27 protein-coding genes are annotated in these 26,448 nt (G+C 75.6%); 9 read left to right on the top strand and 18 right to left on the bottom strand.

The window, feature by feature from the left end; genetic code table 11:
- Window positions 1–12: 12 nt before the first annotated feature.
- Window positions 13–1,614, top strand: a complete 1,602-nt coding sequence (locus IAG43_RS20285) for an N-acyl-D-amino-acid deacylase family protein (protein WP_187742119.1) — start codon at window positions 13–15, stop codon at window positions 1,612–1,614.
- A gap of 56 nt (window positions 1,615–1,670) precedes the next feature.
- Here the strand turns inward: IAG43_RS20285 and IAG43_RS20280 are convergent, their stop codons facing one another.
- A complete protein-coding gene (locus IAG43_RS20280; RefSeq protein WP_187742118.1) occupies window positions 1,671–2,297 on the bottom strand; it encodes an alpha-ketoglutarate-dependent dioxygenase AlkB in 627 nt (208 codons plus the stop codon).
- Between the two features lie 84 nt (window positions 2,298–2,381).
- Here IAG43_RS20280 and IAG43_RS20275 point away from each other — a divergent pair, with 84 nt between their 5' ends.
- Together IAG43_RS20275 and IAG43_RS20270 are read left to right on the top strand one after the other, a co-directional pair.
- Window positions 2,382–2,888, top strand: coding sequence for a DinB family protein (locus tag IAG43_RS20275; protein WP_187742117.1), 507 nt, complete (start codon window positions 2,382–2,384; stop codon window positions 2,886–2,888).
- A gap of 96 nt (window positions 2,889–2,984) precedes the next feature.
- Window positions 2,985–3,245 carry a chaplin gene (locus tag IAG43_RS20270; RefSeq protein WP_187742116.1) on the top strand — a complete coding sequence of 87 codons (261 nt, stop codon included), beginning with the start codon at window positions 2,985–2,987 and terminating at the stop codon, window positions 3,243–3,245.
- A 173-nt stretch (window positions 3,246–3,418) separates the two neighbouring features.
- Here the strand turns inward: IAG43_RS20270 and IAG43_RS20265 are convergent, their stop codons facing one another.
- The 3 genes from IAG43_RS20265 to IAG43_RS20255 form a co-directional block, all read right to left on the bottom strand.
- The gene (locus tag IAG43_RS20265; protein ID WP_187742115.1) at window positions 3,419–4,279 is read right to left on the bottom strand and encodes a tyrosinase family protein; all 861 of its coding nucleotides are present in this window, start codon (window positions 4,277–4,279) and stop codon (window positions 3,419–3,421) included.
- A gap of 17 nt (window positions 4,280–4,296) precedes the next feature.
- On the bottom strand, window positions 4,297–4,764 hold the full coding sequence (locus IAG43_RS20260; protein ID WP_187742114.1) for a tyrosinase family oxidase copper chaperone: 468 nt from the start codon (window positions 4,762–4,764) through the stop codon (window positions 4,297–4,299).
- A 209-nt stretch (window positions 4,765–4,973) separates the two neighbouring features.
- Window positions 4,974–5,420 carry a hypothetical protein gene (locus tag IAG43_RS20255; RefSeq protein WP_246574457.1) on the bottom strand — a complete coding sequence of 149 codons (447 nt, stop codon included), beginning with the start codon at window positions 5,418–5,420 and terminating at the stop codon, window positions 4,974–4,976.
- Between the two features lie 270 nt (window positions 5,421–5,690).
- On the opposite strand from IAG43_RS20255, the gene IAG43_RS20250 reads away from it, so the two are divergent.
- Complete coding sequence (locus IAG43_RS20250) at window positions 5,691–6,962, top strand: cytochrome P450 (RefSeq protein ID WP_187742112.1); 1,272 nt, start codon at window positions 5,691–5,693, stop codon at window positions 6,960–6,962.
- Between the two features lie 77 nt (window positions 6,963–7,039).
- Here IAG43_RS20250 and IAG43_RS20245 read toward each other — a convergent pair whose 3' ends face one another.
- Complete coding sequence (locus IAG43_RS20245; protein ID WP_187742111.1) at window positions 7,040–7,540, bottom strand: DUF5949 family protein; 501 nt, start codon at window positions 7,538–7,540, stop codon at window positions 7,040–7,042.
- An 84-nt stretch (window positions 7,541–7,624) separates the two neighbouring features.
- The gene (locus IAG43_RS20240) at window positions 7,625–8,197 is read right to left on the bottom strand and encodes a DUF4352 domain-containing protein (protein WP_246574455.1); all 573 of its coding nucleotides are present in this window, start codon (window positions 8,195–8,197) and stop codon (window positions 7,625–7,627) included.
- A gap of 221 nt (window positions 8,198–8,418) precedes the next feature.
- On the opposite strand from IAG43_RS20240, the gene IAG43_RS20235 reads away from it, so the two are divergent.
- Entirely contained in the window at window positions 8,419–8,709 is a 291-nt protein-coding gene (locus tag IAG43_RS20235; RefSeq protein WP_187742109.1) for a hypothetical protein, read from the top strand.
- 97 nt (window positions 8,710–8,806) lie between these two features.
- On the opposite strand, the gene IAG43_RS20230 is transcribed toward IAG43_RS20235, so the two are convergent.
- On the bottom strand, window positions 8,807–10,084 hold the full coding sequence (locus tag IAG43_RS20230) for an NAD(P)-binding domain-containing protein (protein WP_187742108.1): 1,278 nt from the start codon (window positions 10,082–10,084) through the stop codon (window positions 8,807–8,809).
- Window positions 10,066–11,352, bottom strand: coding sequence for a carboxylate--amine ligase (locus IAG43_RS20225; protein ID WP_187742107.1), 1,287 nt, complete (start codon window positions 11,350–11,352; stop codon window positions 10,066–10,068). Before IAG43_RS20225 ends, IAG43_RS20230 begins: the two co-directional genes overlap by 19 nt.
- A gap of 146 nt (window positions 11,353–11,498) precedes the next feature.
- Here IAG43_RS20225 and IAG43_RS20220 point away from each other — a divergent pair, with 146 nt between their 5' ends.
- Window positions 11,499–12,758 carry a glycoside hydrolase family 26 protein gene (locus IAG43_RS20220; protein WP_187742106.1) on the top strand — a complete coding sequence of 420 codons (1,260 nt, stop codon included), beginning with the start codon at window positions 11,499–11,501 and terminating at the stop codon, window positions 12,756–12,758.
- On the opposite strand, the gene IAG43_RS20215 is transcribed toward IAG43_RS20220, so the two are convergent.
- The 9 genes from IAG43_RS20215 to IAG43_RS20175 are packed head-to-tail and all read right to left on the bottom strand — an operon-like array spanning window position 12,724 to window position 23,590.
- The gene (locus IAG43_RS20215; RefSeq protein ID WP_187742105.1) at window positions 12,724–13,950 is read right to left on the bottom strand and encodes a GNAT family N-acetyltransferase; all 1,227 of its coding nucleotides are present in this window, start codon (window positions 13,948–13,950) and stop codon (window positions 12,724–12,726) included. The genes IAG43_RS20220 and IAG43_RS20215 overlap by 35 nt on opposite strands.
- A complete protein-coding gene (locus IAG43_RS20210) occupies window positions 13,947–14,624 on the bottom strand; it encodes a YveK family protein (RefSeq protein ID WP_187742104.1) in 678 nt (225 codons plus the stop codon). Before IAG43_RS20210 ends, IAG43_RS20215 begins: the two co-directional genes overlap by 4 nt.
- On the bottom strand, window positions 14,621–15,784 hold the full coding sequence (locus IAG43_RS20205; RefSeq protein ID WP_187742103.1) for a glycosyltransferase: 1,164 nt from the start codon (window positions 15,782–15,784) through the stop codon (window positions 14,621–14,623). The genes IAG43_RS20210 and IAG43_RS20205 overlap by 4 nt, the downstream gene beginning before the upstream one ends.
- On the bottom strand, window positions 15,781–16,572 hold the full coding sequence (locus IAG43_RS20200; protein WP_187742102.1) for a polysaccharide deacetylase family protein: 792 nt from the start codon (window positions 16,570–16,572) through the stop codon (window positions 15,781–15,783). The genes IAG43_RS20205 and IAG43_RS20200 overlap by 4 nt, the downstream gene beginning before the upstream one ends.
- A complete protein-coding gene (murJ, locus tag IAG43_RS20195) occupies window positions 16,562–18,367 on the bottom strand; it encodes a murein biosynthesis integral membrane protein MurJ (RefSeq protein WP_187742101.1) in 1,806 nt (601 codons plus the stop codon). The genes IAG43_RS20200 and murJ overlap by 11 nt, the downstream gene beginning before the upstream one ends.
- Before the next feature lie 7 nt (window positions 18,368–18,374).
- A complete protein-coding gene (locus IAG43_RS20190) occupies window positions 18,375–19,748 on the bottom strand; it encodes an O-antigen ligase family protein (RefSeq protein ID WP_187742100.1) in 1,374 nt (457 codons plus the stop codon).
- Window positions 19,749–19,750: 2 nt separating this feature from the next.
- Window positions 19,751–21,229, bottom strand: a complete 1,479-nt coding sequence (locus IAG43_RS20185) for an exopolysaccharide biosynthesis polyprenyl glycosylphosphotransferase (protein ID WP_187742099.1) — start codon at window positions 21,227–21,229, stop codon at window positions 19,751–19,753.
- The gene (locus tag IAG43_RS20180; RefSeq protein WP_187742098.1) at window positions 21,226–22,425 is read right to left on the bottom strand and encodes a glycosyltransferase; all 1,200 of its coding nucleotides are present in this window, start codon (window positions 22,423–22,425) and stop codon (window positions 21,226–21,228) included. The genes IAG43_RS20185 and IAG43_RS20180 overlap by 4 nt, the downstream gene beginning before the upstream one ends.
- Before the next feature lie 52 nt (window positions 22,426–22,477).
- On the bottom strand, window positions 22,478–23,590 hold the full coding sequence (locus tag IAG43_RS20175) for a DUF3344 domain-containing protein (RefSeq protein ID WP_187742097.1): 1,113 nt from the start codon (window positions 23,588–23,590) through the stop codon (window positions 22,478–22,480).
- A gap of 344 nt (window positions 23,591–23,934) precedes the next feature.
- On the opposite strand from IAG43_RS20175, the gene IAG43_RS20170 reads away from it, so the two are divergent.
- Window positions 23,935–24,231, top strand: coding sequence for a hypothetical protein (locus IAG43_RS20170; protein WP_187742096.1), 297 nt, complete (start codon window positions 23,935–23,937; stop codon window positions 24,229–24,231).
- A gap of 144 nt (window positions 24,232–24,375) precedes the next feature.
- Window positions 24,376–24,789 carry a rodlin gene (locus tag IAG43_RS20165; protein WP_187742095.1) on the top strand — a complete coding sequence of 138 codons (414 nt, stop codon included), beginning with the start codon at window positions 24,376–24,378 and terminating at the stop codon, window positions 24,787–24,789.
- A 217-nt stretch (window positions 24,790–25,006) separates the two neighbouring features.
- Here IAG43_RS20165 and IAG43_RS20160 read toward each other — a convergent pair whose 3' ends face one another.
- A complete protein-coding gene (locus tag IAG43_RS20160; RefSeq protein ID WP_187742094.1) occupies window positions 25,007–25,669 on the bottom strand; it encodes a vitamin K epoxide reductase family protein in 663 nt (220 codons plus the stop codon).
- A gap of 228 nt (window positions 25,670–25,897) precedes the next feature.
- Here IAG43_RS20160 and IAG43_RS20155 point away from each other — a divergent pair, with 228 nt between their 5' ends.
- Complete coding sequence (locus IAG43_RS20155; protein WP_187742093.1) at window positions 25,898–26,311, top strand: rodlin; 414 nt, start codon at window positions 25,898–25,900, stop codon at window positions 26,309–26,311.
- The last annotated feature ends 137 nt before the right edge of the window (window positions 26,312–26,448 follow it).

The following is a 26,448-nucleotide window of genomic DNA, read 5'->3' as shown; positions in this document are numbered from 1 at the left end:
GGCACCGCATCCATGGACCTCGTCATCCGCGACGCCCGCGTCATCGACGGCACCGGCGGTGCCTCCTACCGCGCCGACGTCGGGATCGACGCCGGGCGCGTCACCGCGATACGCCGTGAGGGCGCCGGCCCCGCCCTCACCGGCGGACGCGTCCTCGACGCGCACGGCCTCGCCCTCGCCCCCGGCTTCATCGACATGCACGCCCACAGCGACCTCGCCCTGCTCCGCGACCCCGACCACTCGGCGAAGGCCGCGCAGGGCGTGACCCTGGAGGTCCTCGGGCAGGACGGGCTGTCGTACGCGCCCGTCGACGACACCACCCTCGACGCGGTGCGCCGGGCGATCACCGGCTGGAACGGCGACGGGTCGGACATCGACTTCGACTGGCGCTCGGTCGGCGGGTACCTGGACCGGCTCGACCGCCAGGGCATCGCCGTCAACGCCGCCTACCTCGTCCCGCAGGGCACGGTGCGGATGCTCGCCATGGGCTGGGAGGACCGGCCGGCGACCCCCGCCGAGCTCGACCGGATGCGGCAGCTCGTCGCCGAGGGCATGGAGCAGGGCGCGGTCGGGATGTCGTCCGGCCTCACCTACACGCCCGGCATGTACGCGAACGATGCCGAACTGACCGAGCTGTGCCGTGTGGTGGCCCGCTACGACGGCTACTACTGCCCCCACCACCGCTCCTACGGCGCGGGCGCGCTTCAGGCGTACGAGGAGATGGTCGGGCTCACCCGGGAGGCGGGCTGCGCCCTGCACCTGGCGCACGCCACCATGAACTTCGGCGTGAACAAGGGCAGGGCGCCCGACCTGCTGGCGCTGCTGGACGACGCGCTGGACGCCGGCGCCGACATCTCCCTCGACACCTATCCGTACACCCCCGGCTGCACCACGCTCGTCGCCATGCTGCCGAGCTGGGCGGGCGAGGGCGGCCCGGAGGCGGTCCTCGCCCGGCTGCGCGACGACGCGACCGCCGAGCGGATCCGCCACCACCTGGAGGTGACCGGCTCGGACGGCTGCCACGGCGTGCCGATCGAATGGGACACCATCGAGATCTCGGGTGTGGGCGACCCCTCCCTCGCCGGCCATGTCGGCCGCACGGTCGAGGAGTCGGCGCGGCTGCGCGGCGAGGAGCCGTGGGTCACGGCACGGCGGCTGCTGACCGGCGACCGGCTCGGGACGACGATCCTCCAGCACGTCGGGCACGAGGAGAACGTGCGCGCGATCATGCGGCACCGCGTCCACACCGGCGGCAGCGACGGCATCCTCCAGGGCGACAAGCCGCACCCCCGCGCGTACGGGACGTTCCCCCACTACCTCGGCCACTACGCCCGGGAGCTGGGCGTCCTCGGGCTGGAGGAGGCCGTGGCGCATCTGACCTCCCGCCCGGCGGCCCGGCTGCGCCTGGCGGACCGGGGCCTGGTCCGCGAGGGCTACCGCGCCGACCTCGTGCTCTTCGACCCGGACACGGTCGCCGCCGGGTCCACGTTCGAGCAGCCGCGCACCCTCCCGGCCGGCATCCCGCACGTGCTGATCGACGGCCGGTTCGTCATCGAGGACGGGGTGCGCACCGATGTGCTGGCCGGCCGGTCCGTGCGCCGCGCCCCTCGCTGACCCGGGCGAGGCCCGGCTCCCCGGCCGGGGAGGCCGCGCGCCGGCCGCGGCGTACGTCAGTTCACGCCGCGCGGGCGGAACTGGACACTGATCCGGGGCCCCGCGGAGCGCGCCGTCTTCGGCACGGCGTGCTCCCAGGTGCGCTGGCACGACCCGCCCATCACGATCAGGTCGCCGTGCCCGAGCGCCCGGCGCACCGACGGGCCGCCGCCCGCCGGCCGCAGCAGCAGGTCGCGCGGGGCGCCGACGGAGAGGATCGCCACCATGGTGTCCTCGCGCGCCCCCCGGCCGATCCGGTCGCCGTGCCAGGCCACGCTGTCGCGCCCGTCGCGGTAGTAGCAGAGCCCGGCCGTGACGAAGGGCTCGCCGAGCTCGTCCGCGTAGCGCGCGGACAGCGCGTCGCGGGCGCGCTCCAGCACGGGGTGGGGCAGCGGCTCGCCCTGCCCGTAGTACGAGAGCAGGCGCGGCACCTCGACCGTCCGCTCGTACATCCGGCGGCGCTCGGCGTGCCAGGGCACGCCCTCCGCGAGGTCCCCGAAGAGCGCGTCCGCGCCCGCGAGCCAGCCGGGCAGCGTGTCGATCCAGGCGCCGTCGCCGAGCACGGTGCGCCGGACATCCGTGAGCGGACCGAGGCGGATCTCGTCGGTCTGGTCGAACAGGGAGCCCTGAAGGTGTGCTGCCATGGTTCCACCGTACTCCGAAATAGAACATACGAACGAATGATGGACCGGGTGACGACCGCCCGAGTGAACGAAGGAGTGTGCTCAATGACCGTCGAACGGGTCGGGCCCCCGCCCCGCGCCGGGGAACGCGAGACCCTGCGCGCCTATCTCGACTTCCACCGCGCCACCCTGGCCGCCAAGTGCGAGGGGCTCGGCGACGAGGACCTGCGCCGCCGCTCGATGCCGCCCTCGACCCTGACCCTGCTGGGCCTGGTGCGCCACATGGCCGAGGTCGAGCGGGCCTGGTTCCGCCGGACGATCGGCGGCGAGGACGTGCCCCTCGTCTGGTCGGCGGACGGGGACTTCCAGACGGCCTACGACGCGAGCGGCGCGACCCGCGGCGAGGCCTTCGCCGCCTGGCAGGAGGAGATCGGCCACTCGCGCCGCATCGAGGCGTCCGTCGAGTCGCTGGACACGACCGTGCGCGCGCCCCGCTGGGGGGAGGACGTGTCGGTGCGGATGATCCTGCTGCACGTCGTCACCGAGTACGCCCGCCACAACGGGCACGCCGACTTCCTGCGCGAGGGCGTCGACGGGACCGTTGGGGTCTGACTTCGTCCTGATCCGTTACCGGTGTCCGGTTCGTGCGTTGAACGGGGAGTGAAGGCCGCAGTCCTGCGGCCGCCTCTCGTTCTCAAGGAGAAGTTGATGTCGCGTATCGCGAAGGCCGCCGCCGTTGTCGCCGGCACGGGTGCCATCCTGGCCGGCGGCGCCGGCATGGCTGCCGCCGACGCCGGAGCGCACGGTGCGGCCGTCGGTTCCCCCGGTGTGGCTTCCGGCAACCTGGTCCAGCTGCCCGTCCACGTGCCGGTCAACGTCTGCGGCAACACGGTGAACGTCATCGCGCTGCTCAACCCGGCGTTCGGCAACACCTGCGTCAACGCCGACGGCGGCAACGGCGCCTACTGAGCGCCCGGCCGGTAACCCGGCCCCACGCACCACCCGCGGCCTCCCCCGTGCTCCGCACACGGGGGAGGCCGCTGCCGTTCCCGCGGGAACCCGGCGGTCCCGTGCCGAGGGGGCCGGCCGGACGGTGTCCGGCCGGCCCCCTCGGGCAGGGTCCGCTCAGGGCTGCGGGCCGCTCAGGCGTAGCGGTAGTGGCGGGTGTGGTCCAGCAGTGCCGACGGCCGCACGTCCCACGGGGGCATCGGCTCGTCGAGCGCGAAGACCTGCCCGTACGCCGGGTCCTCGCGCGGCAGCCGTGTCCGCGGCAGGTAGCCGGACCGCGGGTGGGCCTGCTGCCAGCGCGTCCAGAGCAGGTCCATGAAGGCGTGGTGCAGCCAGAACACCGGGTCGTTCGGCGAGGTGGCGCCCATCATCAGGCCGCCGACCCACCGGTGGACCCGGTTGTGGTTGCGCCACCGCTGCTCGCCGCCCGCGTTCCAGCCCTCGATGCGGTTCCGGAAGCCGGTGGCGGACGTCGAGTCCCAGGGGGCCGCGTCGTACACCGGATCGGCGAGCGCGGCGTCGACGTCGGCCCTGGTCGGCAGGGACACCGGGTCGCGCGGGCGGCCCAGGTCGCGGGTGAGGAACCTGCCGTCGGTGATCCGGGTGGTGATGCGCCAGTTGCCGTTGCGGTGGGCGAACGGGCCGGTCATCACCTGCCGGTCCAGCGCGCGGCCGGTGCCCCCCATGAAGTCGTCCGCCCACAGGGAGGACGACGGGCTGTTGTCCACCGTCCAGTCCCAGTAGGGCACCGACACCCCCGGATCGACCGCCTGGAGGGCCTGTTCGAACTCCAGCAGGTAGCGGCGGTGCCACGGGAAGAACGACGGCGCCATGTGCGCGGCGCGGGCGCCCTCCTCGGCGTCGGACACGTAGTACCGGCCGTGCATCCGGACGAACTCGTCGTACCGGCCCGACCGCTTGAGCGCCAGCAGCGCGTCGACGAACCGCCGCTTCTGCGCGCGGGTGAGGTTCCGCTGGTTGCTGCGGGTGTACACGGTGCGGTCCCTTCCGTTCAGATGTGGTGCAGCGGGGTCATCGACAGCTGCGACTCGCCCAGTTCGTCGACGGCGGCACGGGCCACGTCGCGCAGGGTCGGGAACGACTCGTAGTGGTTGACCAGGCTGAGGTAGCTGCCGTCGGCGCGGCGCATCACGTGCAGGGGGCGGCCGTCGACACGCACCTCCACGCTCGGCACGGCCGTCGGTGCGCCGGCGCCCGCGCCCAGCGGGACCATCACCGTCGCGCTGCCCTGGATGTGCCTGCCGCGGTAGGTCTCGGCGAACCGCTCCAGGGGGCGCCGCCCGTCGGGCTCCTGTCCGCGCCGGGCGCTCTCGCGCCGGCGGACGAGCACCGGGGCGAGGGCTCCGGCGGTGCCGCCGATCACGCCCGCGGTGAACAGGGCACGCAGCAGCAGCCGGCGGGCGAGGCCGCCGGCGGGCCGGCCGGCTCCGGGCTCCGCCGTCACGCTGGTCCCGATCATCTCGTCGCCCCTCCCCTGGGTCCGCCGTGTCCTACGGCTCTCTCGCTGGTGTCAACGAGGGGGCGCCGAAAGGGTTGCTCGGCCGGACGGGCGCTCCTCGGGCCGTCCCGCGATCCCCGGCGCGCGCCCCCGCGCACCGAGGGCCGGGGGCAGGGGGGCAGGGGGGCAGGGGGGCGCCGCCGGGGCGGCAGCCGCCCCGGCGGCACGCGTCAGTGCAGCAACAGCCCGGCGGCCGGGGCGCCCTGGAGCACCGGGGCGACGAGCGCGGCCTGCGGCAGGGTGGCCTCCGGCTGCCCGAACTCCTCGGGCCGCGGCTGGGTGAGGGGCGCGCCGAGCGACGCGCCGGGGCTCGACAGCGAGAGGTCCGAGGCCTCGGAGGCCACCTGGGCCACCCCGAGCTCGCCCTCGCCGAGCGGGTTCTCCACCGGGATCTCCAGCAGCGTCGCCGGGAGTTCGCCGGTGAGCGGGACGGCGGGCACGGTGTTCTGCGGCAGCAGGTTGCCGGTGACGTGCCGCGGGCCGTCGGGGGCGCCGGGAACCGGCACGGGCACCCCGGTGCTGAGCGCCGGCGCGTCCAGCGGCAGCGCGGCCTCCACGCTCTCCAGCGGCACGGTGACCGGCACGGAGGCCGAGGCGAGCGCGGGAGCCGCTCCCACGGCCGACGCCGCGCACGCCACCACTGCCGCGAGAGATCCGCGCGTTGTCCACTTCTTCACTGTGTTCGTCCCCTCGGGAGTGACCCGGACCCGTTTCGGCCCGTTGCTCTGCCACAACGAGCACACGCACGGGACCCGTGCAGATCTCCCCCGTCCGCAGCAATTCCGGGGACGGAAGCTGACGCCCGGCGCCGCGGCGGCGCCGTCGCGGCAGTGCCCCGGACGGCGGCGGGAGGGGCGGCATCCGGTCCCCGGGCCCAGGAGGTGGGCGTGACACGGAGCATTCCCGAACAGCACGGCGGAGCGGATCTGCCGGACCCCGGCGATCCCGCGTTCTGGGCGCTGCCCCGCGAGCGGCGGCTGGCCGCCTTCGCGCGGTTGCGCGCCCTGGACGCCCCCGTGCTCTGCGGGCGGGGCACGGGACGGGAGTTCTGGGCGCTGGTACGGCACGCGGACGTGGCCGGGGCGAGCCGCCGGGCCGCGGACTTCCGCAGCGCTCCGGGCGTCACCACACCGGAACCGGCGGCCTGGGCCAAGGCGCTGTTCGGCAACTCCATGGTCAACCTCGACGGCGCCGAACACGCCTCCCTGCGGCGGATCGTGGCCCGCTCCTTCACACCCCGGCTGCTCGCGGCCGCGGAGGACAACGTCCGCGAGGTGGCCCGCCGGGCCGTGGACGACCTGACGGCCGGGGGGACGGCGGACGGCGCCGACTTCGTGCGCGCGGTCGCCTCCCGGGTTCCGTTCGAGGTGATCTGCGACCTGATGGGCATCCCGGCGGGGATGCGGGCCGCGGTGGCCGCCAGGGTCGACCAGGCGTCGGAGAACGCGGGCGTCCGGCGCGGACCCCGCATCCCGGGCCGCGGGCTGCGGGCGCTGGCGCACCTGCGGCTGGCCACGGCCCGGCTGGCGCGCGAACGGCGCCGCCGCCCCGCGGACGACCTGGTCTCCGCGCTCGTCGCGGCCGACGTGGACGGCCGCGGCCTGACCCCCCGCGAACTGGGCGCCTTCTTCTCACTGCTGCTGGTGGCGGGGGTGGAGACCACCCGGAACGCGATGGCCCACGGACTCGCGCTGCTCAGCGCGCACCCGGAGCAGCGGGCGCTGCTGGAGGAGGACTTCGACCGGTACGCGGACGGCGCGATGGAGGAGATCGTGCGCCACTCCACGCCGATCATCCAGTTCCGCAGGACGGTGGCGGCCGAGTGCGAACTGGGCGGGCACACCTTCCGGCCGGGCGAGAAGACGGTGCTGTTCTACGCCTCCGCCAACCGTGACGAGCGGGTCTTCGTCGACCCGGACGCCTTCGACGTCACCCGCAGCCCCAACCCCCACCTCGGCTACGGCGGAGGCGGCCCGCACCACTGCCTCGGCGCCCACCTGGCCCGGCAGGAGATGAAGGCCCTCTTCCGCGAACTGCTCGCCCGCCCCGGCGGCCTGCGGGCCGCGGGCCCGGCCGAACTGGTGGACTCCAGCTTCGACAACCGGGTGCGGGCGCTGCGGGTGACGGGCGACGCGGTGTCCTCGCCCCGGACGGGCTGACGCGGCAGGGGCGCGGGCGCCGGACGGGCTGACGCGGGCCCGGCCCCGCCCGGAGAGGCCGCCCGGAAGGGGTCCGCTCAGGCGCGGAGGCGGGAGACCGGCAGCAGGACGTGGGCGGTCTTCTTCAGGACCGTCTCGTCGCCCAGGAAGGCCTGGAGGACCTCTTCGTCCAGCGGCTCGCCGGGGGTCGCCTCGGGCCAGGCGCGGGTGGGGAGCATGAAGTGCACGCTGCCCCGCTCCTCGACGGCGGCGAGCCATTCGGCGGGAGCGGGGCACTGGGCGTTCATGTACGGCATGGTGAGCACGGCCTGACCGCCCTGGACCAGCAGCTGGACGGCGAACGCGCCCGCGCGGGTGCGGTCGTGGAGCACGTCGCCGGTGGTCAGCCCGAGCTCGGCGATCATCGCGGCGGTCGCCTGCCCGGCGCCCTCGGTGCCGCCGGGGCCGTCGCCGAGCGAGTACGCGACGAGGTACGGCGTGTCGTGCCCCTGGGCCGGGTCGCCGGTCCAGGCGAGCAGGACGAGGGTGCCGAGCTGAGCACGGTCGACGGCCGTCCTGGGGTGGTTCGCTGTGGTCATGGCTCGGCACCCTAGTGCCCGCCGCGGGGCTTCCCGGCCTCCGTTCACCCGGGCAGGTGAACCGGGGGCGGGCCCGTCGCCGGGTCAGGGCGCCTGGAGCGTCCAGCGGTGCTCGGCGGAGGCCGAAGCCCAGTGCAGGCGGACCGGACGGGCGTCGTGCGGGAGCTCGAACACCAGCCATCCGGTGCGCTGTTCGCCGACCGCCAGCCGCCCCTGCGGGAGCGGCCGGCCAGTGGTCAGCTCCCCCGCGGGGACGGCTCGGTGGCTGCGGCCCCGGTCGTCCACGATCCACGCCTTCGCCGGCGGTTGCTCGTACGCCGTGCCCCCGACGTTGACGACGGCGAGGTCGACGCCGACCCAGCGGGTGCCCTCCGCCGGACGGTGCACGGGTCCCCGGGCCGCGGGTGCGGCGAGGCCGCGCGCCGCGCCCCGGGCGGTGCGCACGCCGACGGCGGGATCGACGTGCCCGCGCAGGGTGATGCGCAGATGCGCGCCGGAGCCGGTGCCCCCGACGTCGGCCGTGTCACCGATCCGGGCGGTCCCGGGCGCGGCCGCCGCCGCCCGCTTGTCGCCCTCCCCCGCTTCCCCGGGCCCCGGGCCCGAGGGGCCCTGGCAGGCGGCGAGGCCGAGCACCAGCGCAGGGACGAGCGCTGCCATATGTCTCATCGATCCCCTTTTCGCGGTCCGTTGACCGTATCTTCGGGTCCACGTCAGCTGGAACGCCGACGGCGCGCTGCGGGTCACGCGGGGGCATGCGGGTGAACGCCCGCCGGCGGCGCGCCCGGGCCGGGCGCCGTGCCTCGAAAGGCCGTTCTGCCGTACCCCCGCGGTCCCGGCGCGGCAGTGACCTCGTGCCCGGCCGCCGCGTTGGCCGCGGTATGGCAACGACCACCGCGCCGGCTCGCTGGCAGCGCGTACAGACGAGCCCGGACCCGGCGCCCTCCCCGTCGCCCGCGCCCGCACCGCCACCGGTGCGGGCGCCCGGTCCCAGTCCGATCTACGACCAGCTGGCGCGCGAGTGGGCCGCGGCGGGGCGCACGATGCCGGGGCGTCCGGACAGCGAGTGGCGGCGGCTGACGCTGTACCCGGCCCCGTCCGACGATCCCCTCGGCGTCACCGGCGCCGCGCCGCCCCGGCGCGGCTGGCTGTACGACCGCCACCCGGCCTGACCGGCCACCGGACCCGGCCGGGAACACCACCCGGCCGGCCACCGGGCCCGCCACCCCGCGCGCGGGCCCGGTCCGGCGGCCCGCCCCGGCCGCCGGCTCAGCTCCCCGGGACCGGGGCCGCTGCGTCCGCGCCGGGGGCCGGCGCGGGGTGCGGTACGCGGACCGCGCCGGACCGTCCGCGCAGCCGCCGCCGCACCCCGGCGACGAGCCGCGGCGCGGTCCAGGAGGCCCCGTGGACGAACCGCATCGCCGGGCCGAACGTGGGGGCGGAGAGCAGTCCGGCGACGAACAGGCCCGGGTGCGAGGTCTCGAACACCCCGCTCAGCGCGGGCGCGCGGGTGCCCGGTGAGAGCCGGAGGGCGCGGGCGGCGCTCTCGTCCAGCAGGTCCAGCCGGGCCAGATCAGGGGTGAAGCCGGTGGCGGCGACGACGTGTCCGGTGTCGAGGGCCCGCGCCGTGCCGTCCGGGCCCCTCAGTTCGAGGCGGACCCGTCCGTCGGGGCGGACCCGGGCGCCCCGCAGGACGTGTCCGAGGAGTTCGGGCACCCGCCCCTCGTAGCGGTCCCGCAGCCACCAGGCGCCGGCCGGGCCGAGGGCCGTGTCGGCCCGGCGCCGGCGGGTGGCGGCGGGCAGCCGGCGGACGGCCCCCGGCAGTTCGGCCCACACCCAGGTGCTCCAGCCGGTGCCGAGTCCGCTGTGCGGGGTGCGCAGCGAGGTGAGCAGCGGCCGCTCCAGCGGGGCGGGCAGGGTGTTCCACCTGATCCGGCGCGTACGGGCGACGAGTTGGGGCCGGGCCCCCGACTCGGCGAGGAGCGCGGCGGTCTCCAGGGCCGCCTGGCCGGCGCCGACGACGGTGACGTCCGTGCCGGCGAACCGGCGGAGGTCCCGGTGGCCGGTGCTGTGGGTGCACACCTCGTCCGGCAGCGGGGCGAGGACGCCGGGCATCTCCCGGAAGGGCAGGACGCCCACGGCGAGTGCGACGGTCCGGGCACGGACCTCCTCGCCGTCGGCGGTGCGCAGCAGGAAGCCGCCGTCCGCGGGGGTGAGCCGGGTCACGTCCCGCCCGTCGACGTCCGGCACGGTGCGGCCGGCGAACCAGTCGCCGTAGTCGGCGAACGCGGCGACGGGCACGGGACGGCCGTGGACCGCATCGAAGCCCCCGTGCTCCCCGGCGTACTCGCCGAGCGAGTGGCCGCCGTCCGGGTGCGACAGGTTCGACGACCAGGGTTCGGACTTGAGGTACATGCCCTCGGGCATGTGGTTGCGCCAGGAGTCCATGACGCGGCCGAAGACCCGTACGTCGAGTCCGGCCGCGGCGGCGTGCGCCGCGACGGACAGCCCGTAGGGGCCGGCGCCGATCACTGCCAGGTCGTGCATGGTGCGTTCTCGTTCCTCGTGTCGGTGGCGGGACGGGGCGGGGCCCCGGCGGACGGGGGTTCCTCGCGCGGGCGCAGGCGCCGCGCTCCTTTGGCGAGTCCGCGGCCGAGCCAGGCCCCGGCCATCGCCGCGAACGGCGCCGGGTCGTCCCCGGCGAACCAGGCGGTCTCGACGCCCCGGCGTGCCCGCAGCCGCAGACCGCCGCCGGGGCGGGCGGACGCGACGGCGGAGAGCAGGGCGTAGTTCTCGGCGACGAACACCCGGCCGGGGCGGCCGGGCGACGGCGGCACCGGACGCCCGGTCAGGTCCAGGTGCAGCGCGCGGACGACGTCGAGTCCGTCCGCTCCGGTGAACAGCCGGAACTGTGCTCCGGGCCGCGGGTTGGCGTCGAGCAGGCGGCAGGTGCCGTCGCCGTCGCGCCGGAAGTCGAGGTCGAGGATGCCCCGGTAGCCGGTGTGCCGGGCGAGGCGCAGCGCGGCGGCCGCGACCGCGTCCTCGTCCTTCCACCGGCCCAGCGCGGTCAGTCCGGTGCGCGGCGGCCAGGAGAGCTCCTTGCGTCCGGTGCCGCCGTGCAGGAGGCGGCCGCCGTCGGAGAAGCAGCCGTGGAAGAACCAGTCGGAGTGCGGCCGCTCGGGCAGGTAGCGCTGGAGGAGCAGGGTGCTGCCCGCGCCGGCGCTGCGCTCGAACAGCCGGGCCGCGGCGGCGGGTGAGGAGACCAGCGAGGTGCTGCGCAGCCCGGTCGACGGGTCCAGCAGCCAGGGCCTGCTCCACTTGGCGACCAGCGGGACGCCGACGCGCCGGACGGTGTCCGCGGCCTCGGCCGCGGACGCGGGGAGGAAGGTGTCGGGGTGGGGGATGCCCGCCTCGGCGCACAGCGACGCCAGTTCCGCCTTGTCCGCCAGCCGGCCCGGCAGCGCGGGCGGCTGGGCGGGCAGCAGGTAGCGGCCGGCGAGCCGGTGGGCCTGCTCGGCGACGCGGACGGCGCCGAGGTCGTCCATCGGGACGAGGACGGCGGGCCGCCCGATCCGTTCGGAGACGGCGAGCAGGGTGCGGACGAGTTCCTCCGGTTCCGGTGCGCCCGGCGGGCGGGGGTGGGCCCGGTGGAGGTGGCGGGAGCGGACCACCGGGCTGCGCGGCGACTCGACGACGGCGTGCACCTCCACACCCGCGCGGCCCAGCGACCGGACGGCGCCGAGGGTGCCGTGGTGAAAGGGATTCCGGTCGAGCCGGAGCACCAGAGCCGGTACGGCCGGATCGAGATCGGTCATGCGGGTCACATCTTTCACCTGGATGGGTCTGCTCAATGCGCGCCTCTTCGCTAATGGCCTAGGAACGTGCGCCACGACCGCTCGCGCGATCGCATTTCTGCCTACCGTCGGGTCAGTCGGAGAAACGCTCCACAAGGAGGAAGGCAATGCCAGTGAGGCACCGTCCGATCACCACCTGCATAGCGACGGTCGCCGCCGGACTTCTTGTCTCCGGCGGCCTGGCCGGCGGCACGGCGCAAGCCGGTACGGCCGGCGACGACGAGGCCGCTCCCGCCTCATCGGCCGGGCAGACCGCCGTCGGTGCGTATCTCCACTACGGGCCGCCCGGAATAGCGCGCATGGCGGAACTCTCCGCCTGGCTCGGGGGGCGGGACCTGAAGGTGGCGCACACCTATCTCCCCGGGGATCTGTGGACCAACATCGAGGGCCGGCCGGAATTCCTGCGGCCGTGGGCCGAGTGGCGGAAGGGTGCCGCGGACCGGATGTTCGTCCTCAACGTGCCCATGCTGGACCGCAACGAGGACCGGCTCCCCGACGTGGCCGTCGCCCAGCTGCTGCGGGCGGGCGCCCGCGGCCAGTACGACCACCACTACCGCACCCTCGCGACGCGCCTGGTGGACGCCGGCGTCCCGGACACCGTGATCGTGCTCGGCTGGGAGATGAACGGCACCACGTACACCCACCGCTGCGGCCCCGACCCGCAGGCCTGGAAGGCGTACTGGAACAGCATCGTGACGGCCATGCGCTCCGTTCCCGGGCAGGAGTTCCGGTTCGACTTCGCCCCCAACCGCGGACTGGACGCCGTCCCCTGGACCGAGTGCTATCCGGGCGACGACGTGGTGGACATCATCGGAATGGACTCGTACGACCAGCCTCCCGGCGAGTCGTTCGACGACCAGGCGAATGCGCCGTACGGACTGCGGAAGCAGGTGGAGTTCGCCGCGGAACGCGGAAAGCCGATCTCCTATCCGGAGTGGGGCCTTTTCCGGAACGGCGACAATCCCGAGTACATGCGGCGCATGTTCGAATGGATCGACCGCCACAAGCCGCTCTACCAGACGATCACAGACTACTGTCCGCACGGTGTCTGGCAGTGCGAAAGCAATCCGGAATCCTCGAAGGTGTTCCGCTCGAAGCTGCTTGCGAACTCCGGCCCGTCCGAGCCGTCCCCGCAGCCGTCGGACCCGCCGCCCGCCGAGCCCGCGCCCGTGGACCCGCCGCCCGCCGAGCCCGTCCCGTCCGAGCCGCCCGCGGAGCAGACACCGGCGCCGGTGCCCGCCGACGACGACGGGGTGAACGCCTACGACTGGTGCATGCCCGCGGACTTCCGGGACTGGGTGGCCGCGTGGGTGCCCGAGGAGCAGCTGTGCGTCAGCCTCCCCGGGGTGGCTGCGCAGCCGTTCTGACCGAAGTCCCCTCGGCCCGCCAGTCGTTGAGCCGGCCGCGCCACTCGCGCGCGGCCGGCAGCCTGGTGCGCACCATCTCCGCCGCGCGGTCGCGCATCCGGGCGCGCGACTCGTGCAGCCGGAGCAGGGGTTCCAGCGCGGGGCGCGCAAGCAGCAGCCGTCCGCTGGTGACCGCCTCGGGCCGCCAGTGGTTCTTGTACGGTTCCGAACCGCGCAGCATGCTCAGCACGGCGAGGTCGCGGCCGGCCGCCTGCCGGGCCTCCTCCGCCATCAGCATCGTGGCGATGTCCGCCTTGCGTTCGCGCAGCACCGGATGGGCGCCGTACAGATAGCTGCCGCTGAGCCCGGCGGACCGCAGGGCGAGGCCCACGGCGACCACCTCCCCGTCCATCCGGAACTCGGTGAGCGTCGCCTCGTCCCCGGCCGTCATCCGGGTCACCGCGCGCACCAGGTGCGCGCGGAACCGCGGCCGCAGGTGCTCGACGTTCACTCCCCGTCCGCGCCACTGGAGTTCGTGCAGCGTCAGCATCCGGTCGACGGACGCCGGGACATCCGCCGCGGGGACGGTGGCGGCGGCCACTCCGAGCGCCTGGAGCCTGCGGAGGTTGGCGCGGGCGCGCTGGGCGCGCGACCTCGGCATCCGGCGCACCAGTTCCTCGAGGGGAAGCGCCGGCAGCTCCATGCACACCGAGTCGTCGAGCCGGGCGCGCGGCCCGCCCCATTCCTCGTACAGCCGCTCGGCGACGGCGCCCGGCCGCACCTCGCGCAGGTCGATCACGGCGTGCCGGGCGGCCCGCTCCAGTCCGCGGGCGAGCGCCCGCAGCGCCTGCTCCGCGTGCCCGTCGTCCACGACCAGGTCGCCGTAGTCGGAGATCGCGCCGCCGAGGGGGACCAGCAGCGGCATGGGCCGGTGGACCAGGGTCAGCGGGGCGGCGCCGATCAGCCGGCCGTTTCGGCGGGCGAGGACCACCCGCAGCCGGCCCTCGGCCCCGTACGACCGCCACCAGGACTCCAGCCAGGCATGGCTCTGGAACGGGGTGGCAGCCCCGCAGGAGCGGTGCAGCCGGTCCCATTCCGGGGCGAGTGCCGCGAAGGCGCGCGGGTCGCGGCAGAGGGTGACCGTGGTCCCGGACGCGTCGGGGACGCCGGGGCCCGTGACCCCGGGCGCGTCGAGGACGTCGCCGGACGTCACACCCGCTCCCGTTCGGCGGCCGCGCCCAGGGGCTGCGCGGGGGACGGCACGGCGGTGGCGGCGGCCCCGGGGCGGGTGCGGCGCGGGCGGACCATGAGCACCAGGCCGCCGATCAGACCGCCCGCCGAGGCGCCCACGGCCGTCCCCAGCGGCAGCGACGGCGAGACGGGTTCCGCGGGGTCGACGGCCCGGGAGAACTGCATCAGCCGCACGCCGGTGTTCCGGGACGCCTCGTTGCTGCTGACGGACACGGCGTCGGCGACCGCGTTCGCGATGTCGGCGGCCTCGGCGGGCCGGGTGGACGTACCGGTGACGGCGATCATCGGGGAGTCGGGGGAGGTCTCGGTCGTCACCCGGTCGCGGAGTTCGGACGCGGGCACCCCGGCCGCGACCCGCGCGTAGCCGAGCGTCGCGTCGCTGGTCGCGATCCGGCCGTACGCCTGGGCGAAGCCGAGCGCGGCACCGGGCTCCGCACCCTCGGCCGGGACGGCGACGACGTAGGCGGTCGCCGCGTACTCGGGGTCCGTGACCAGTCCGTGCAGCAGGCCGGCGGCGGTGCCGAGCACGGCGCATACGGGGACGGGCCACCAGGCGGGCCCGGAGGAGAGCACCGCGGGGAGGCGGCGCTTGCGTGCGGCCCGCTCGGGGCGCTCGTGCTCGTGTCTGGCGGTCATGGGCGTACTGCTTCCTCGGGAGGGACGGTGGTCGGGTTCGTCGGGGGCACGGCGTGTGCGGCGTGGCCGGGGACGCGGGGCGCGGCGCGCGCGTACACGTCGGTGAGCAGCCGGGCGGTGCGGGCGATGTCGTAGTGCACGACGGCCCCAGGCGGCGGCAGCCGGGGCCGGTCCCCGGCCAGGGACCGCAGGGCGTCGACGAGTTCGCGGACGCCGGTGCCGCGCAGGGCGGTGGCGCCGGGCGCCAGACCCGCGGGGAGGTCGTCGACGGCCGGGCAGGCGCCGTGCAGCACGGGCAGGCCGGCGGCGAGGGCCTCGACCACCGCGAGCCCGAAGGCCTCCTCCCGGGACGCGGAGACGAAGGCGTCCACGGCCGACAGCAGTCCGGGCACGTCGGCGCGCTCGCCGAGCAGCCGCACCCGGCCGGCCGCTCCGAGGCGCACCGCACGGGCGCGCAGCGCCTCGCGCTCGGGCCCGTCGCCGGCCAGCAGCAGGACGGCCCGGGGCAGCGCGGCGACCGCGTCGACGAGCAGGTCGAACCGCTTGCCGGGCACGAGTCTGCCGACGCCGCCGACGACGAACACGTCCTCGGCCAGGCCGAGCCGGGCCCGGACGGCGCGGCGGGCGGCGGGGTCGAAGGCGAACCGGGCGGCGTCGACGCCGTTCGGCACGACGTGGACCCGCTGTCCGGGCACGCCCCAGGCCCGCAGCCGTCCCGCGACCGTCGGGGAGACGGCGACGGTCGCCGCGCCGAGCCGCTCGGTCGCCAGGTACAGGGCCCGGTTGCCGCGGCTCAGCGGGCGTCCCTCGATCTCGGCCTCGCCGAGCGAGTGCTCGGTGGCGACCGAGGGCACGCCCGCGAGACGGGCGGCGATCCGCCCGTAGACGCAGGCACGGTAGAGGTGGGTGTGGACCAGGTCGTAGCGGCCGCGCCGGACGAGGCGGGCGAGCCGGGGCAGGGCGCCGAGGTCGCGGTTGCCGCCCATGCCGAGGTGGGTGACGGGCACGCCGTCGGCGCGCAGGCCGTCGGCGACCGCCCCCGGGTTGGTGAGCGTGACGACCTCGGCGGTGTACGGGGCGGGCAGATGCCGCAGCAGCAGGCGCAGTTGCTGCTCCGCCCCGCCCACCCCGAGGCCGGTGATGACGTGCAGGACCTTCATCGCGACGCCTCCAGGGCCGCCGGCGGCACGGCGACGGGCAGCAGTCCGGGCGCGGGGCGCATCCGGTGCCGCAGGTACTTGACCGCGAGCCGGGCCCGCCGGTCGGCCTGGCTGATGTGGGTCCGGGGCAGGGCGTAGGGGCCGGCCGCCGGGCCGGGGGTGATGGCGCAGGCGTACGCGTAGCCGGCGGCCCGTACGGCCTCGGCCGCCCGCCGGTCGGCCGTGCCGTACGGGTAGCAGAACCCCGCGGGCGGGCGGCCGGTGATGTCGTGCAGCAGGTCGCGCGAGCGGACCGTCTCGTCGCGGAGCTGCGCGTCCGTGAGCACGGTCAGGTCGCGGTGGAACAGCCCGTGGGAGCCGATCTCCGTGCCCTGGGCCGCGGCGGCGCGGATCTGGTCGGCCGTGACCAGCGGGCGGCGCGGGCCCTCGGGGTCCCAGTCGTTGGCGCCGCCGAGCCTGCCCGGCAGCACGAACAGGGTGGCGGTGCAGCCGTGGCGGCGCAGCAGCGGCAGCGCGGACCGGGTGAAGTCGGCGTACCCGTCGTCGAAGGTGAGGCCGACGAGCCCGGCCGCGCGGCCCCGGGCGTGGGCGCGCAGCAGGCTGGTGACGGACACGCCCCGCAGGCCGCGGGCGCGCAGGGCCCGCAGCTGGCGGTCGAGACGGTCGGGCGCGACGGTGATGCCGTACGGATCGTCGGCCGGATCGCCGACCGCGTGGTACATCCAGATCCACGGCCACGGCCGGCGGGCGGCCTTCTGCGCGCGGGCGGGTCGTTGCTCATCGGTCATGACGCAGCCTCCGGTGCACGAGGGCCAGCAGGTGAACCGCTTCCGGAGCCCCGAGGGCCCGGGCGGTGGCGAGGAAGACGACGGGGACGATCAGGATTCCGGCGGCGAGCGAGGCGAGCGCGCCGCCGGTCGCGGGTGAGGCGAGGAGCGCGGCGCCGGTGGCCGCCGCGGCGGCGAGCACCAGCCGGCCGAGCCGCAGGCCGATGGCGCGCACCTCGATGACGACGACCCGGGAGCCGAGGCCGTGCAGGAGCAGCAGCGCGGTCACGCTGATGCCGGCGGCGTTGGCTGCGGCGATGCCGTGCACGCCGTACGGGCCGACCGCCGCGGCGCCCGCGGCGACGGTGACCGCGAGCCCGCCGGCCATCGCCGCGGCGGGGAACCAGGTGGGCCGTCCGGCGGAGAAGAACGGGCGGCCGAGCGCGCCGACGAGGCAGTGGCCGAGGAGCCCGGCGGCGTACACGCGCATCACGCCCGCGGTGGTGGCGCTGTCCTGGGCGTCGAACGCGCCCCGCCGGAAGAGGACGTCGATGATCCCGGGGGCGTAGCCGACGACGTACGCGGTGCCCAGCAGGACGACGGTGCCGGCCATGGCGAGGTCCTCCTCGACGCGCCGCCGGGCGCGTTCCCGGTCGCCGGTGGCCATGGCCTGGGCGACGACGGGGAAGGTGACCGTGCACACCATCAGCGACAGCACCATCGGCATCTGCGCCACCTTCTGGGCGTAGTTGAGGTGCGAGATCGCGCCGGCGGGCAGCGGGGCGGCGAGGAAGCGCTCGACGAGGACCTGGGCCTGGCGGCTGACCGCGAACAGCACGACCGGGGCGAGCAGCGCGGCGCCGATGAGGGGGGTGCCGCCGGTCCGGCGGGGACGGGTGAGGGGGGCGAGCCCGCCGAGGTGCCGGGCGACGCCGGGGGCCTGGACGAGGATCATCAGCGCCCCGCCGACGGCGACGCCCGCGGCGGCGGCCCGCACGCCCCACAGGCTGTGCAGGGCGAGGGTGGTGGCGATGATCCCCGCGTTGTACGCGGTGTAGACGGCGGCGGGCGCGAGGAAGCTGCCGTGGGCGCGCAGGACGGCGCTGAAGTAGCCGGTGACGCCGAAGGTGAGGACGGTGAGCGCGGTGAGCCGGGTGCACTCGACCGCGAGCTGCGGGTCGCCGAACCCGGGTGCGAGCAGCCGCACCACCAGCGGCGCGCCGGCCATCAGCAGGGCGGCGACGCCGACCAGCACGGCGAACAGCCGGGGAAACGTCGCGGACACCAGCTCCCGTACGGCCTCCGGGTCCTCTCGCCGGGCGAGGGCGTGGCTGAAGGCGGGCACCAGGAGCAGGGCCATGGCGTCCTCGATGAGGAGCGTGGCGGCGAGTTCGGGAACGGTCCAGGCGATGAGGAAGGCGTCGCTCTCGGAGCTGGCGCCGAAGAGGTGCGCGATCGTCTGGTCGCGCAGCAGCCCGAGCACCGCTCCCGCCACGGTGAGCACCCCGCTGACGACGGCGGCCCGGACGAGCCCCCGCCCCAGCCGCCCGCTCCGCGCGGCGTGCCGCGGGCCGGGCGGGGTGCCCTCCGCCGTCCCGGGGCGCCACGGGGCGGGCGCGGGGGACAGGCCCGCGTCCTCGCCCGTCCAGGCCGGGTCGACGCGGGCCGGACGGTGGGGCGGGGCGGTGGGCCGGGGCGCCGGGGACGCGGTCCCGTCGCCCGTCCAGCCCGGGTCCACCCGGCCCGCGCCCCGTGCCGCCGGTGGTCCGGGGCGGGCGGGTGCGGGCCGGGAGGCGGGTGTCTCGCGGGGGGTCATCGGGGCGTCATCCCCGTACCGCGTCCGGCGCCGTCGCGGTGAGGGGCGGCATCAGGGCCCACCGCGCGGCCAGGCCGGCGATCACACCGGTGAGGACGGTGGACGGGCCGCCGATGTCCGCGTAGAGGAAGTCGACGGTCTGCCACAGCATCAGGCCCGCCGCCGCCAGCCCGCAGTCGGCGGCCCCGGCCGCGCCGCGGGGCCGCAGCAGGCGGCGGATCGCCCCGGCCAGCACGGCCGTCCAGGAGGCGAGGAAGGCGGTGAGTCCGATCAGCCCCTGCTCGGCGAGGATCAGCAGGTACATGTTGTGCGGGGAGAGCAGCGGCTGCTTGGCGTAGGCGCGGCCGGCGCCGGCCGTGTCGCTGCCCGCCGAGAGGCCGATGGAGGCGTGGCCGTCGCGGTGGGCCGGGAAGCCCTTCAGCCCGACGCCGGTCGCGGGCTGTTCGCGCCACATCGCCGCCGCGGCCGCCCACATCGTGTACCGGTCGGTGACCGACCGGTCGGGGGCGGCGGTGACCCGGGTGATGGAGTCGATCCGCTGGGAGATCATCTCGGAACCGATGCCGAGCCCGCCCGCGAGGACGACGGCGAGCGCCGCGAGGACGGCCAGCGCCTTCGCGGCCTGCCGCACCCCGGTCAGCACGATCATCGCGAGGGCGGCCGCGGCGGTGGCGATCCAGGAACCCCGGCTGAACGACAGGCCGAGCGGCACCAGCAGGGCGCCCGCCGCCGCGAACGCGGCGGGCCGCAGCCAGGCGGGGGAACCGGGCGGGGTGCGCAGGGCGAGGGCGAGGGCTGCCAGCAGTCCGTACGAGACGACGGTGGCCATGCCCATCACGTCGGTGGGCCCGAAGGTGCCGACCGCCCGGATGTCGGCGCCCATGTAGGAGGCGCCGGTTCCGGTGGCGTACTGGTACGTCCCGAGGGCGCCCTGGGCGAGCGCCAGCACCACCAGCGAGCCGGTGACGGCACGGAACGCGCGGGCGTCGCGCAGCACCAGGGCCACGGCGCACGGCACGAGGACGAAGACCTGGAGGTAGCGGACGAGTCCGGGCAGCGCGGCCGCCGGGTCGGCCGCGGTGACCGTCGCGACGGCGAACCCGGCGGCGGGCAGCGCGAACACGACCGCCGCCGCCCGGGTCAGCGGCCTGGCGCGCTCCCGCAGCAGCTGGACGAGGCAGGCGAGGACCAGCGCCCCGGAGGCGATGTCGGCCGGCGCGACCGTGCCCGGCCCGCCGCCGTCGCCGAGCGGCAGCGCGAGCAGCAGGACGGTGGCGAGCAGCGGCACCAGGAGCAGGCGGTGCCCGCCGGCTCCGCCGCGCGGCGGGCCCGCGGCGGTGCCCGCGGGACCGGTGACGGCGGCGGGAGCGGTGACGGCCATGGTCAGCTGCCTCCCGGCCGCAGGAGGGAGGCGGCGGTGCGCAGCAGGATGCACACGTCCTGCCAGAGCGACCAGGTGTCGATGTAGTGGTTGTCGAAGCGCGCGCGCTCCTCGATGGAGGTGTCCCCCCGCAACCCGCTGACCTGGGCGAGGCCGGTGATGCCGGCGGGCATCCGGTGGCGTGCCGCGTAGCCGGGGTAGGTGTGGCTGAACTTCGCGACGAAGTAGGGGCGTTCCGGCCGGGGGCCGACGAGGCTCATGTCGCCCCGGAGGACGTTCCACAGCTGCGGCAGCTCGTCCAGCGAGGTGCGGCGCAGGACGCTGCCGGTGCGGCTCATGCGGCGGTCGCGGGCGACGCTCCAGCGCGTCGCGGACTCGTGCTCGTCGCTGGGGCGCAGGGTGCGGAACTTGAGCAGGGTGAACGGCTTGCCGTCGAGGCCGATCCGTTCCTGGCGGAAGATCACCCCGGGTCCGTCGGCGCAGCGCACGGCCAGGGCGCAGACGGCGAGCACGGGGGCCGCGGCGACCAGGGCGGCGCCGGCGAGGACGGCGTCCATCGCCCGCTTGGCCGCGAGCCCGGCCGCCGCCGCCGGCGCGTCACCGGCCGGCAGCGGGCGGACGGCGAACCCCCAGAGGTGGTCCTGCTGCGGGACGCGCGGGTACGGGAACGTGCCGGCGGTGTCCGCGGCGCCGTCGTCGACGAGCCAGACCCGGCAGCCGTGGCCGGCGAACAGCCGGGCCAGCGCCGGGTTCTCGGGCGGCGCGGTGAACAGGGCGTGGCGGACGGAGTTCTGGATGACGGCCCGGCTGACGTCCTCGGGGGTGACGAGCACGGGCAGCGTGGTGGGGTCGGCCGGTCCGCCGGCGTGGTGGAGGTCGACCCGCCCGACGGGGCGCATCCCGTAGCCGGGGTGGGCGTGCAGGGCGGCGGTGACCTGCTGGGCCACCGGCCCCCGGCCGACGACGAGGGCGGAGCGGGGCCTGCGGGCGAGCGTGCGCCGCCGGGCCCGGTGGACGGCGGCCCGGCCCGCGCAGGCGAGCAGCGCCTGGACGGCGGCACCGCAGGCGACGGCCGCGGGCCCGGTGGCGTACCGGGGGGCGTACGCGGCGAACGCCTCGGCCAGGAGGCACCACTGGACGGCCGCGAGGAGGAAGAGCGCGGGGAGTTCGGCGAGCGCGGTCGGCGCCAGGGTGTAGCGGTACAGGCCGCGCCAGGTGTGCAGCGCGGTGCCGCCGGCGGCGAGCAGGGCAGCGGCGGCCGGCGCGGGCCACGGCACCGCGGGGACGAGGGCGGCAGCGAGGCAGGCGGCCGCGGTGTCGGTGGCGAGCAGCGCGAAAGGCCGTCTCCGGTGCCGGATGCGGCGTCTGGCGTGGGCGGCGGGCCGCCGTCCGGCCGCGGCGCGCGGCGGGTGGACCGAGGGCACCCGGCGGGTGGCCGCGAGGGAGGCCGGGTGGGGCGCGGGGGCGCTCTCCGTCGTCATCGTTCGGTGTGCTTCCTGGTCATGGGGCGGTGCGTGCTGAGGAGTTCCTGGTAGAGGCCGAGCACGGCGCCGGCCGTGCGGCGCACGTCGAAGGAGGCGCGGACGTGGTCCGCGGCCCGGCGGGCGGTCCGGTCGCGGAGCCGGTCGTCGCGGAGCAGCCGGACGAGGGCGGCGGCGAGGGCGGGCGGGTCCTCGGGCGGTACGAGCAGGTCCGGCCCGTCCTCGGGCGGGAGGCTCTCGCGGGCGCCGCTGACGTCGGTCAGGACGACGGGCCGTCCGCAGGCCATGGCCTCCAGCGGGGCGAGCGCCAGCCCTTCCCAGCGGGAGGGGAGCACCACGGCGTCGGCGGCGTAGAGCCAGGGCCGTACGTCGGCGCACGGTCCGGCGAGGAGCACGCCCGGCGGGGCGGCGGCCCGCAGGGCGGGGGCGTCGGGGCCGTCGCCGACGAGCGCGAGCCGGGCGCCGGGGACGGCGCGGGTGACGGCGGGCCAGGCGGCGAGCAGCACGTCCTGGCCCTTCTGGCGGCAGAGCCGGCCGACGCAGACCACGAGCGGGCCGGGGCCCGCGACGCCGGCCCCGCCGGCCGCCGCGGCGGTGGCGAGGGCGGCCCTGGCCCCGTCGCGGCGGCCGCCGCCGGAGTCGTCGGCGAAGCGGGCGAGGTCGATCCCGTTGCGGACGACCGACCAGCGGGCGCGGATGCCCGCCGCCTCCCCCGCCCGGCGCTCGCTGTCGCTGACGCACAGGGTCCGGGTGGACCACCGGGTGCCGTACCGCTCCCAGCCGAGGGCGAGCCGGGCCTCGCGGCCCTGGACGGCGTCGAAGGACCAGGCGTGCGGCTGGAACACGGTGGGGACGCGGCCGCGGACGGCGAGCCGCCCGGCGAGCCCGGCCTTGGCGCTGTGCGCGTGGACGATGTGCGGCCGGGCCTCGCGGATCAGCCGGGACGCGGCGAGCACCTCGCGGGCGAGCGAGGGGCCGGGAGAGCGTTCGGCGGTCCACGGGCGGACCGTGGCTCCGGCGCGGGCGGCCTCGTCGGCGAGCGGGCTGCCGGGCGGGCAGGCGACCACGGGGCGTACGCCGGCGCGGATCTGCGCGCGCACCAGGTCGTTGACGACGCGTGCCACGCCTCCGTCGACCGGCTGGACGAGGTGGAACACCGTCAGCCGGCTCTTCTCGGTCCGGTCTCTGTGCAGCACATGGGGCTCTTTTCGAACAGGCGTGAGGGGCGGTCGTGGTGGAGGCGGTCGCTCAGCGGCGCGCGTCGGCCTGCACGAACAGGGCGCCGAGGAAGAAGCCGTTCTCCTCGCCGGTGAAACGGAAGGTCAGCGCCTTCGCGCCGGCGGCGAGCGCGGGCGTGATGTCGAGGACGTCCGAGTCGTACCCCAGGGTGTTGCGGTACGCGGGCCGCAGTCCGGCGAGCGGCCGGCCGAGGTCGGTGATGGTGGAGTTCATCGCGTCGTCGCGCGGATTGGCCGGGTCGGCCAGCGGGACGGGGGTCCGGCCGGGCGCCGCCACGGTCACCGCGTCGCCCCGTGCGCCGCGGTCGCCGTCGTAGGCGACGATGCCGGCGCGTCCGGCGGCCCGGGCGCCGATGCCGAGGCCGCCGAGCGTCACCCGGTGGGCGGAGCGGCCGCCGACCGTCTCGAAGCCGTCCCACAGGGCGAGTTCGCGCAGCGGCTCGCGGTCGTTCTCGTAGGCGACGACGAGGGTCCAGCCGCCCCAGGCGCCCGCCTCGGTGTGGCCCATGGCCACGTTGACCTGGGCCACGGTCCAGTAGCCGGAGCGGCTGTCGCGGACCAGCGGCGTGATGTCGGCGGAGGCCTGGTAGGCGTCCGTGCCGTCGGCGTCCCGGTGGGCGACGCGGGTGTCGGCGAGGACCTCCTTGTAGCGGCCGCCGGGTTCGGCGATGAGCACGCGGCCGTTGTCCTTCGGCGGCTTCTGCTCCCCGACCCGCAGGTTGCCTCCCCAGTACAGCCGCGCGTAGCGGACCTCGGAGCCCTCGGGAAGGGCGAGGGCGGCACGGGTGGAGTTGTAGGTGTTGGGGTCGTCGTCGAGGTCGACGTAGAACATCTCGTAGTCGCCGTTGGCGCCGTCGGCGCCGCGCCGCAGGTCCGCGCAGGAGGCGGCCGACGCCTTCTCGGGGGTCCGGCAGGTGATGGCCGAGTTGGCCAGCCGGACGATTCCGCCGTGGTGCACGGCGTGGTAGCGCTGGGTGAACGGGATACGGGGCGACTCCCCCGGAGCCGTGCTCCCGGGGGCGGGCGCGGGTGCGGCGGCGGCCGTGATCGGAGCGAGGAGGAGCGCCGTGCAGAGCAGTGCGCACCGGACGCCTCGCGCGGCGAAGCCTGACGACTTCCGCATGACTGACTCCCCAATTTCGGTCAACGCGACAAAACAGGAGTGCACTTTGTCAGAAAGGCGAAGGGAAATCACGCGGGACTCGTTCGTTCGACCATCTGGTGGTGCTCGCATTTCCGTCGCTTACTGGCACGTTGCGCGCGGCGTGTCGCGCGCCCCCCGTACCCGCGGTCCATTCCATCGTGTGATATCGCGTGACTCTGCGGCGAGTTGCTCGTTCCTTGTCCTCGACGCCCCGGACGCCGTACGCCCGCCCGGTGCGCTCCCCCGCAAGGGGTTTCCCCGCGCCCGGCGGCTCGTTAGCCCTGGGACGGCGGAGAACACCGCCGGGAATAGGACTGTGAAGAATGAAGTACTCGAGGGCTGCTGTCGTGCTCGCCGGTTCCGTGGCGGCGCTGGGTGCGGGCGCTCCGGCGTTCGCCGCGGGGGCCGACTCCGTCCCCATGAGCCTCAACGGCGGTGTCGCCGAGGCGGTCTCCACCCTTCCGCAGCTGGACGACGTCACCCAGGCCGGCCCCGCCGTGGGCCAGGCGACCGAGGCCGTGATGGAGCTCAACAACCTCCGCGGAAACGCGCCCGAACAGGTCCTGAAGACCGCCGCGGCGACGACGCCGATGCTCGGCGGAATTTCCCTCGGCGGCTGATCCGCGCCCGTATCGCTGTTCGGCCCCGCGTCAGCAGCCGTGCGAAAGAGGGCCTTTGGAGTGAACCGAGAGAACCAAATGGCCGGGACCGCGGTTGGGCAGGCAGCTCCGATGGTGGGCAATTCCGAAACAGAAGGACGGAACATGTTCAAGAAGGTTGTGGCTACGGCGGCGCTCTCGCTCTCCGTGGCTGCCGCAGGTGCCGCCATGGCGCCTCAGGCTATGGCCGTCGGCGACAACGAGGGCACGTTCTCCAAGAGCGGCAACGACTCCTCCCAGGAGTACGGCAACGCGGAGACGTACGGCGACATGAGCCCCCAGATGAGCCTCGTCCAGGGCTCGCTGAACAAGCCGTGTGTCGGCCTGCCGCTGAAGGCCAACGTCGGCTCCCTGGTCGGTGCCATCCCGGTCGCGCTGCAGGACATCCCGATCCTGTCGGCCCCGCAGAACCAGCAGTGCGTCGAGAACTCCACCCAGGCCAAGGGTGACGAGCCGCTGTCGCACATCCTGAACGACATCCCGGTCCTGTCCGCGAACGGCGCCTCCGCCCGCAGCTGACACACCGCAGGAGGAGCCCCGGCGCCGCCAGGCGACCGGGGCTTCTCCGCGTCGCGGACCGGGGAGGGGCCGCGGGAACCTCCGTGGCTTCACCGGCGGGGGCGGCCGTCGCCCCCGCCCGGGGTGCACCGCGCCCCCGCCCTCCTGCGGGGCGGGGGACGGCGGACCCGGTCCGAGCGCCCCGTCCGCGCAGTCGTCCGCGCGGCCGTCCGCGCGGTCAGGAGGTCCAGAAGTCCCACCAGCGGGTCAGGACCAGCATGCCGATCACCCCGATGTGCAGCACCGGCGGCGCCCAGGCGAACTCCCCGAAGAAGGTGCGCACGGCGGCGGGGGCGGGCAGCAGGCGGTGGCGGACGTTGTGCGCGGTGACGTACCAGAACATGACGACGGTCGCCGTCCACGCCAGCGAGCACCACAGGCACAGGGCGTTGATCTCGTACAGCGACTGCTGCATCAGCCAGGTGCAGAACCCGACGCCGAAGAGGCAGCCGGCGTTCAGCCCGAGCCAGTACCAGCGGCGGTAGCGGGCGCCCGCCAGCAGCCCGGAGCCGATCGCGACGACGACGGCGTAGGTGACCAGGCCCAGCATCGGGTTGGGGAAGCCGAAGACCGCGGCCTGCTCGCTCTTCATGATGCTGCCGCAGGAGACCACCGGGTTCAGGCTGCACCCCGGCGTGAAGCCCGGATCCTGGAGCAGTCTGAACTTGTCGATGGTGATCACCCACGCGGCCAGCACCCCGGCGGCCCCGGTGACCACCAGCATCCACGCGAAGGCCCGGCCCGCCCCCACGCCGCCCGCCGCGTCGTCCCGCGCGGCGCGGTGGCCGCCTCGCCTGTCGCGCTGTTCGACGGACAGATTTCCGGTGGTCGACATCGTCATAGGGAATTCACCGCTCGCTCGGCTCGATGGATTCGCCCATTGTGCCGCACCGGACAGCGGCCCCCGGGGTGAAGAATCCATTCATCACCCCGCGCGGATCCGACGCCCCAGGTGGCGCAATACGGATGGGGTGCGGCATTCGGGTGAACGCCCGCAACCAAACGCGGCGACCGTCTGTTGATCAGGCTGCACCGCGTTCGCGCGTTCACAAAGAAAAGGGACAAGTAAGTGATCAAGAAGATTCTGACGACGGCCATGGTCACCGCTTCGATGGTGGGCGCCGGCGCGGCCATGGCCCCGCAGGCTCTCGCCGTCGGCGACAACGAGGGCACCTTCTCGGAGAGCGGCACCGGCGCCTCGCAGTCCTACGGCAACGCCGCCACCCACGGCGACATGAGCCCGCAGATGAGCCTGGTCCAGGGTTCGCTGAACAAGCCCTGCATCGGCCTGCCGGCCAAGGCCAACGTCGGTTCGCTGGTCGGTCTCGTCCCGATCGCGGTCCAGGACATCCCGATCCTGTCCGCCCCGCAGAACCAGCAGTGCGTCGAGAACTCGACGCAGGCCAAGGGCGACGAGCCCCTGTCGCACATCCTCAGCGACATCCCGATCCTGTCGGAGAACGGCGTCTCCGCCCGCGACTGACGCAGCGGTCCGAGGAATGCCCCCGAGCGCCCCGCGCCCGGGGGCATTCCCCTTGCCCGGTCACGATTCCTCCCCCGCCCGCCGGAAGCACCGATGCCCGGTTCCGTCGATTTCCGGACCACCCCTTTTCGGCCCTT

It is taken from the genome of Streptomyces genisteinicus, assembly GCF_014489615.1.
GTDB lineage: Bacteria > Actinomycetota > Actinomycetes > Streptomycetales > Streptomycetaceae > Streptomyces > Streptomyces genisteinicus.
The sequence above is the reverse complement of the archived record's forward strand: the minus strand, read 5'-3'. Positions and strand labels throughout refer to the sequence as shown.

What these genes read in the sequence shown, in the direction of transcription:
- IAG43_RS20285 (WP_187742119.1), top strand. Translation starts at nt 13, where the DNA reads ATGGACCTCGTCATCCGCGACGCCCGCGTCATCGACGGCACCGGCGGT.
- IAG43_RS20280 (WP_187742118.1), bottom strand. Translation starts at nt 2,297, where the DNA reads ATGGCAGCACACCTTCAGGGCTCCCTGTTCGACCAGACCGACGAGATC.
- IAG43_RS20275 (WP_187742117.1), top strand. Translation starts at nt 2,382, where the DNA reads ATGACCGTCGAACGGGTCGGGCCCCCGCCCCGCGCCGGGGAACGCGAG.
- IAG43_RS20270 (WP_187742116.1), top strand. Translation starts at nt 2,985, where the DNA reads ATGTCGCGTATCGCGAAGGCCGCCGCCGTTGTCGCCGGCACGGGTGCC.
- IAG43_RS20260 (WP_187742114.1), bottom strand. Translation starts at nt 4,764, where the DNA reads ATGATCGGGACCAGCGTGACGGCGGAGCCCGGAGCCGGCCGGCCCGCC.
- IAG43_RS20245 (WP_187742111.1), bottom strand. Translation starts at nt 7,540, where the DNA reads ATGACCACAGCGAACCACCCCAGGACGGCCGTCGACCGTGCTCAGCTC.
- IAG43_RS20240 (WP_246574455.1), bottom strand. Translation starts at nt 8,197, where the DNA reads ATGGCAGCGCTCGTCCCTGCGCTGGTGCTCGGCCTCGCCGCCTGCCAG.
- IAG43_RS20235 (WP_187742109.1), top strand. Translation starts at nt 8,419, where the DNA reads ATGGCAACGACCACCGCGCCGGCTCGCTGGCAGCGCGTACAGACGAGC.
- IAG43_RS20230 (WP_187742108.1), bottom strand. Translation starts at nt 10,084, where the DNA reads ATGCACGACCTGGCAGTGATCGGCGCCGGCCCCTACGGGCTGTCCGTC.
- IAG43_RS20225 (WP_187742107.1), bottom strand. Translation starts at nt 11,352, where the DNA reads ATGACCGATCTCGATCCGGCCGTACCGGCTCTGGTGCTCCGGCTCGAC.
- IAG43_RS20220 (WP_187742106.1), top strand. Translation starts at nt 11,499, where the DNA reads ATGCCAGTGAGGCACCGTCCGATCACCACCTGCATAGCGACGGTCGCC.
- IAG43_RS20210 (WP_187742104.1), bottom strand. Translation starts at nt 14,624, where the DNA reads ATGACCGCCAGACACGAGCACGAGCGCCCCGAGCGGGCCGCACGCAAG.
- IAG43_RS20205 (WP_187742103.1), bottom strand. Translation starts at nt 15,784, where the DNA reads ATGAAGGTCCTGCACGTCATCACCGGCCTCGGGGTGGGCGGGGCGGAG.
- IAG43_RS20200 (WP_187742102.1), bottom strand. Translation starts at nt 16,572, where the DNA reads ATGACCGATGAGCAACGACCCGCCCGCGCGCAGAAGGCCGCCCGCCGG.
- murJ (WP_187742101.1), bottom strand. Translation starts at nt 18,367, where the DNA reads ATGACCCCCCGCGAGACACCCGCCTCCCGGCCCGCACCCGCCCGCCCC.
- IAG43_RS20190 (WP_187742100.1), bottom strand. Translation starts at nt 19,748, where the DNA reads ATGGCCGTCACCGCTCCCGCCGCCGTCACCGGTCCCGCGGGCACCGCC.
- IAG43_RS20185 (WP_187742099.1), bottom strand. Translation starts at nt 21,229, where the DNA reads ATGACGACGGAGAGCGCCCCCGCGCCCCACCCGGCCTCCCTCGCGGCC.
- IAG43_RS20175 (WP_187742097.1), bottom strand. Translation starts at nt 23,590, where the DNA reads ATGCGGAAGTCGTCAGGCTTCGCCGCGCGAGGCGTCCGGTGCGCACTG.
- IAG43_RS20170 (WP_187742096.1), top strand. Translation starts at nt 23,935, where the DNA reads ATGAAGTACTCGAGGGCTGCTGTCGTGCTCGCCGGTTCCGTGGCGGCG.
- IAG43_RS20165 (WP_187742095.1), top strand. Translation starts at nt 24,376, where the DNA reads ATGTTCAAGAAGGTTGTGGCTACGGCGGCGCTCTCGCTCTCCGTGGCT.
- IAG43_RS20160 (WP_187742094.1), bottom strand. Translation starts at nt 25,669, where the DNA reads ATGACGATGTCGACCACCGGAAATCTGTCCGTCGAACAGCGCGACAGG.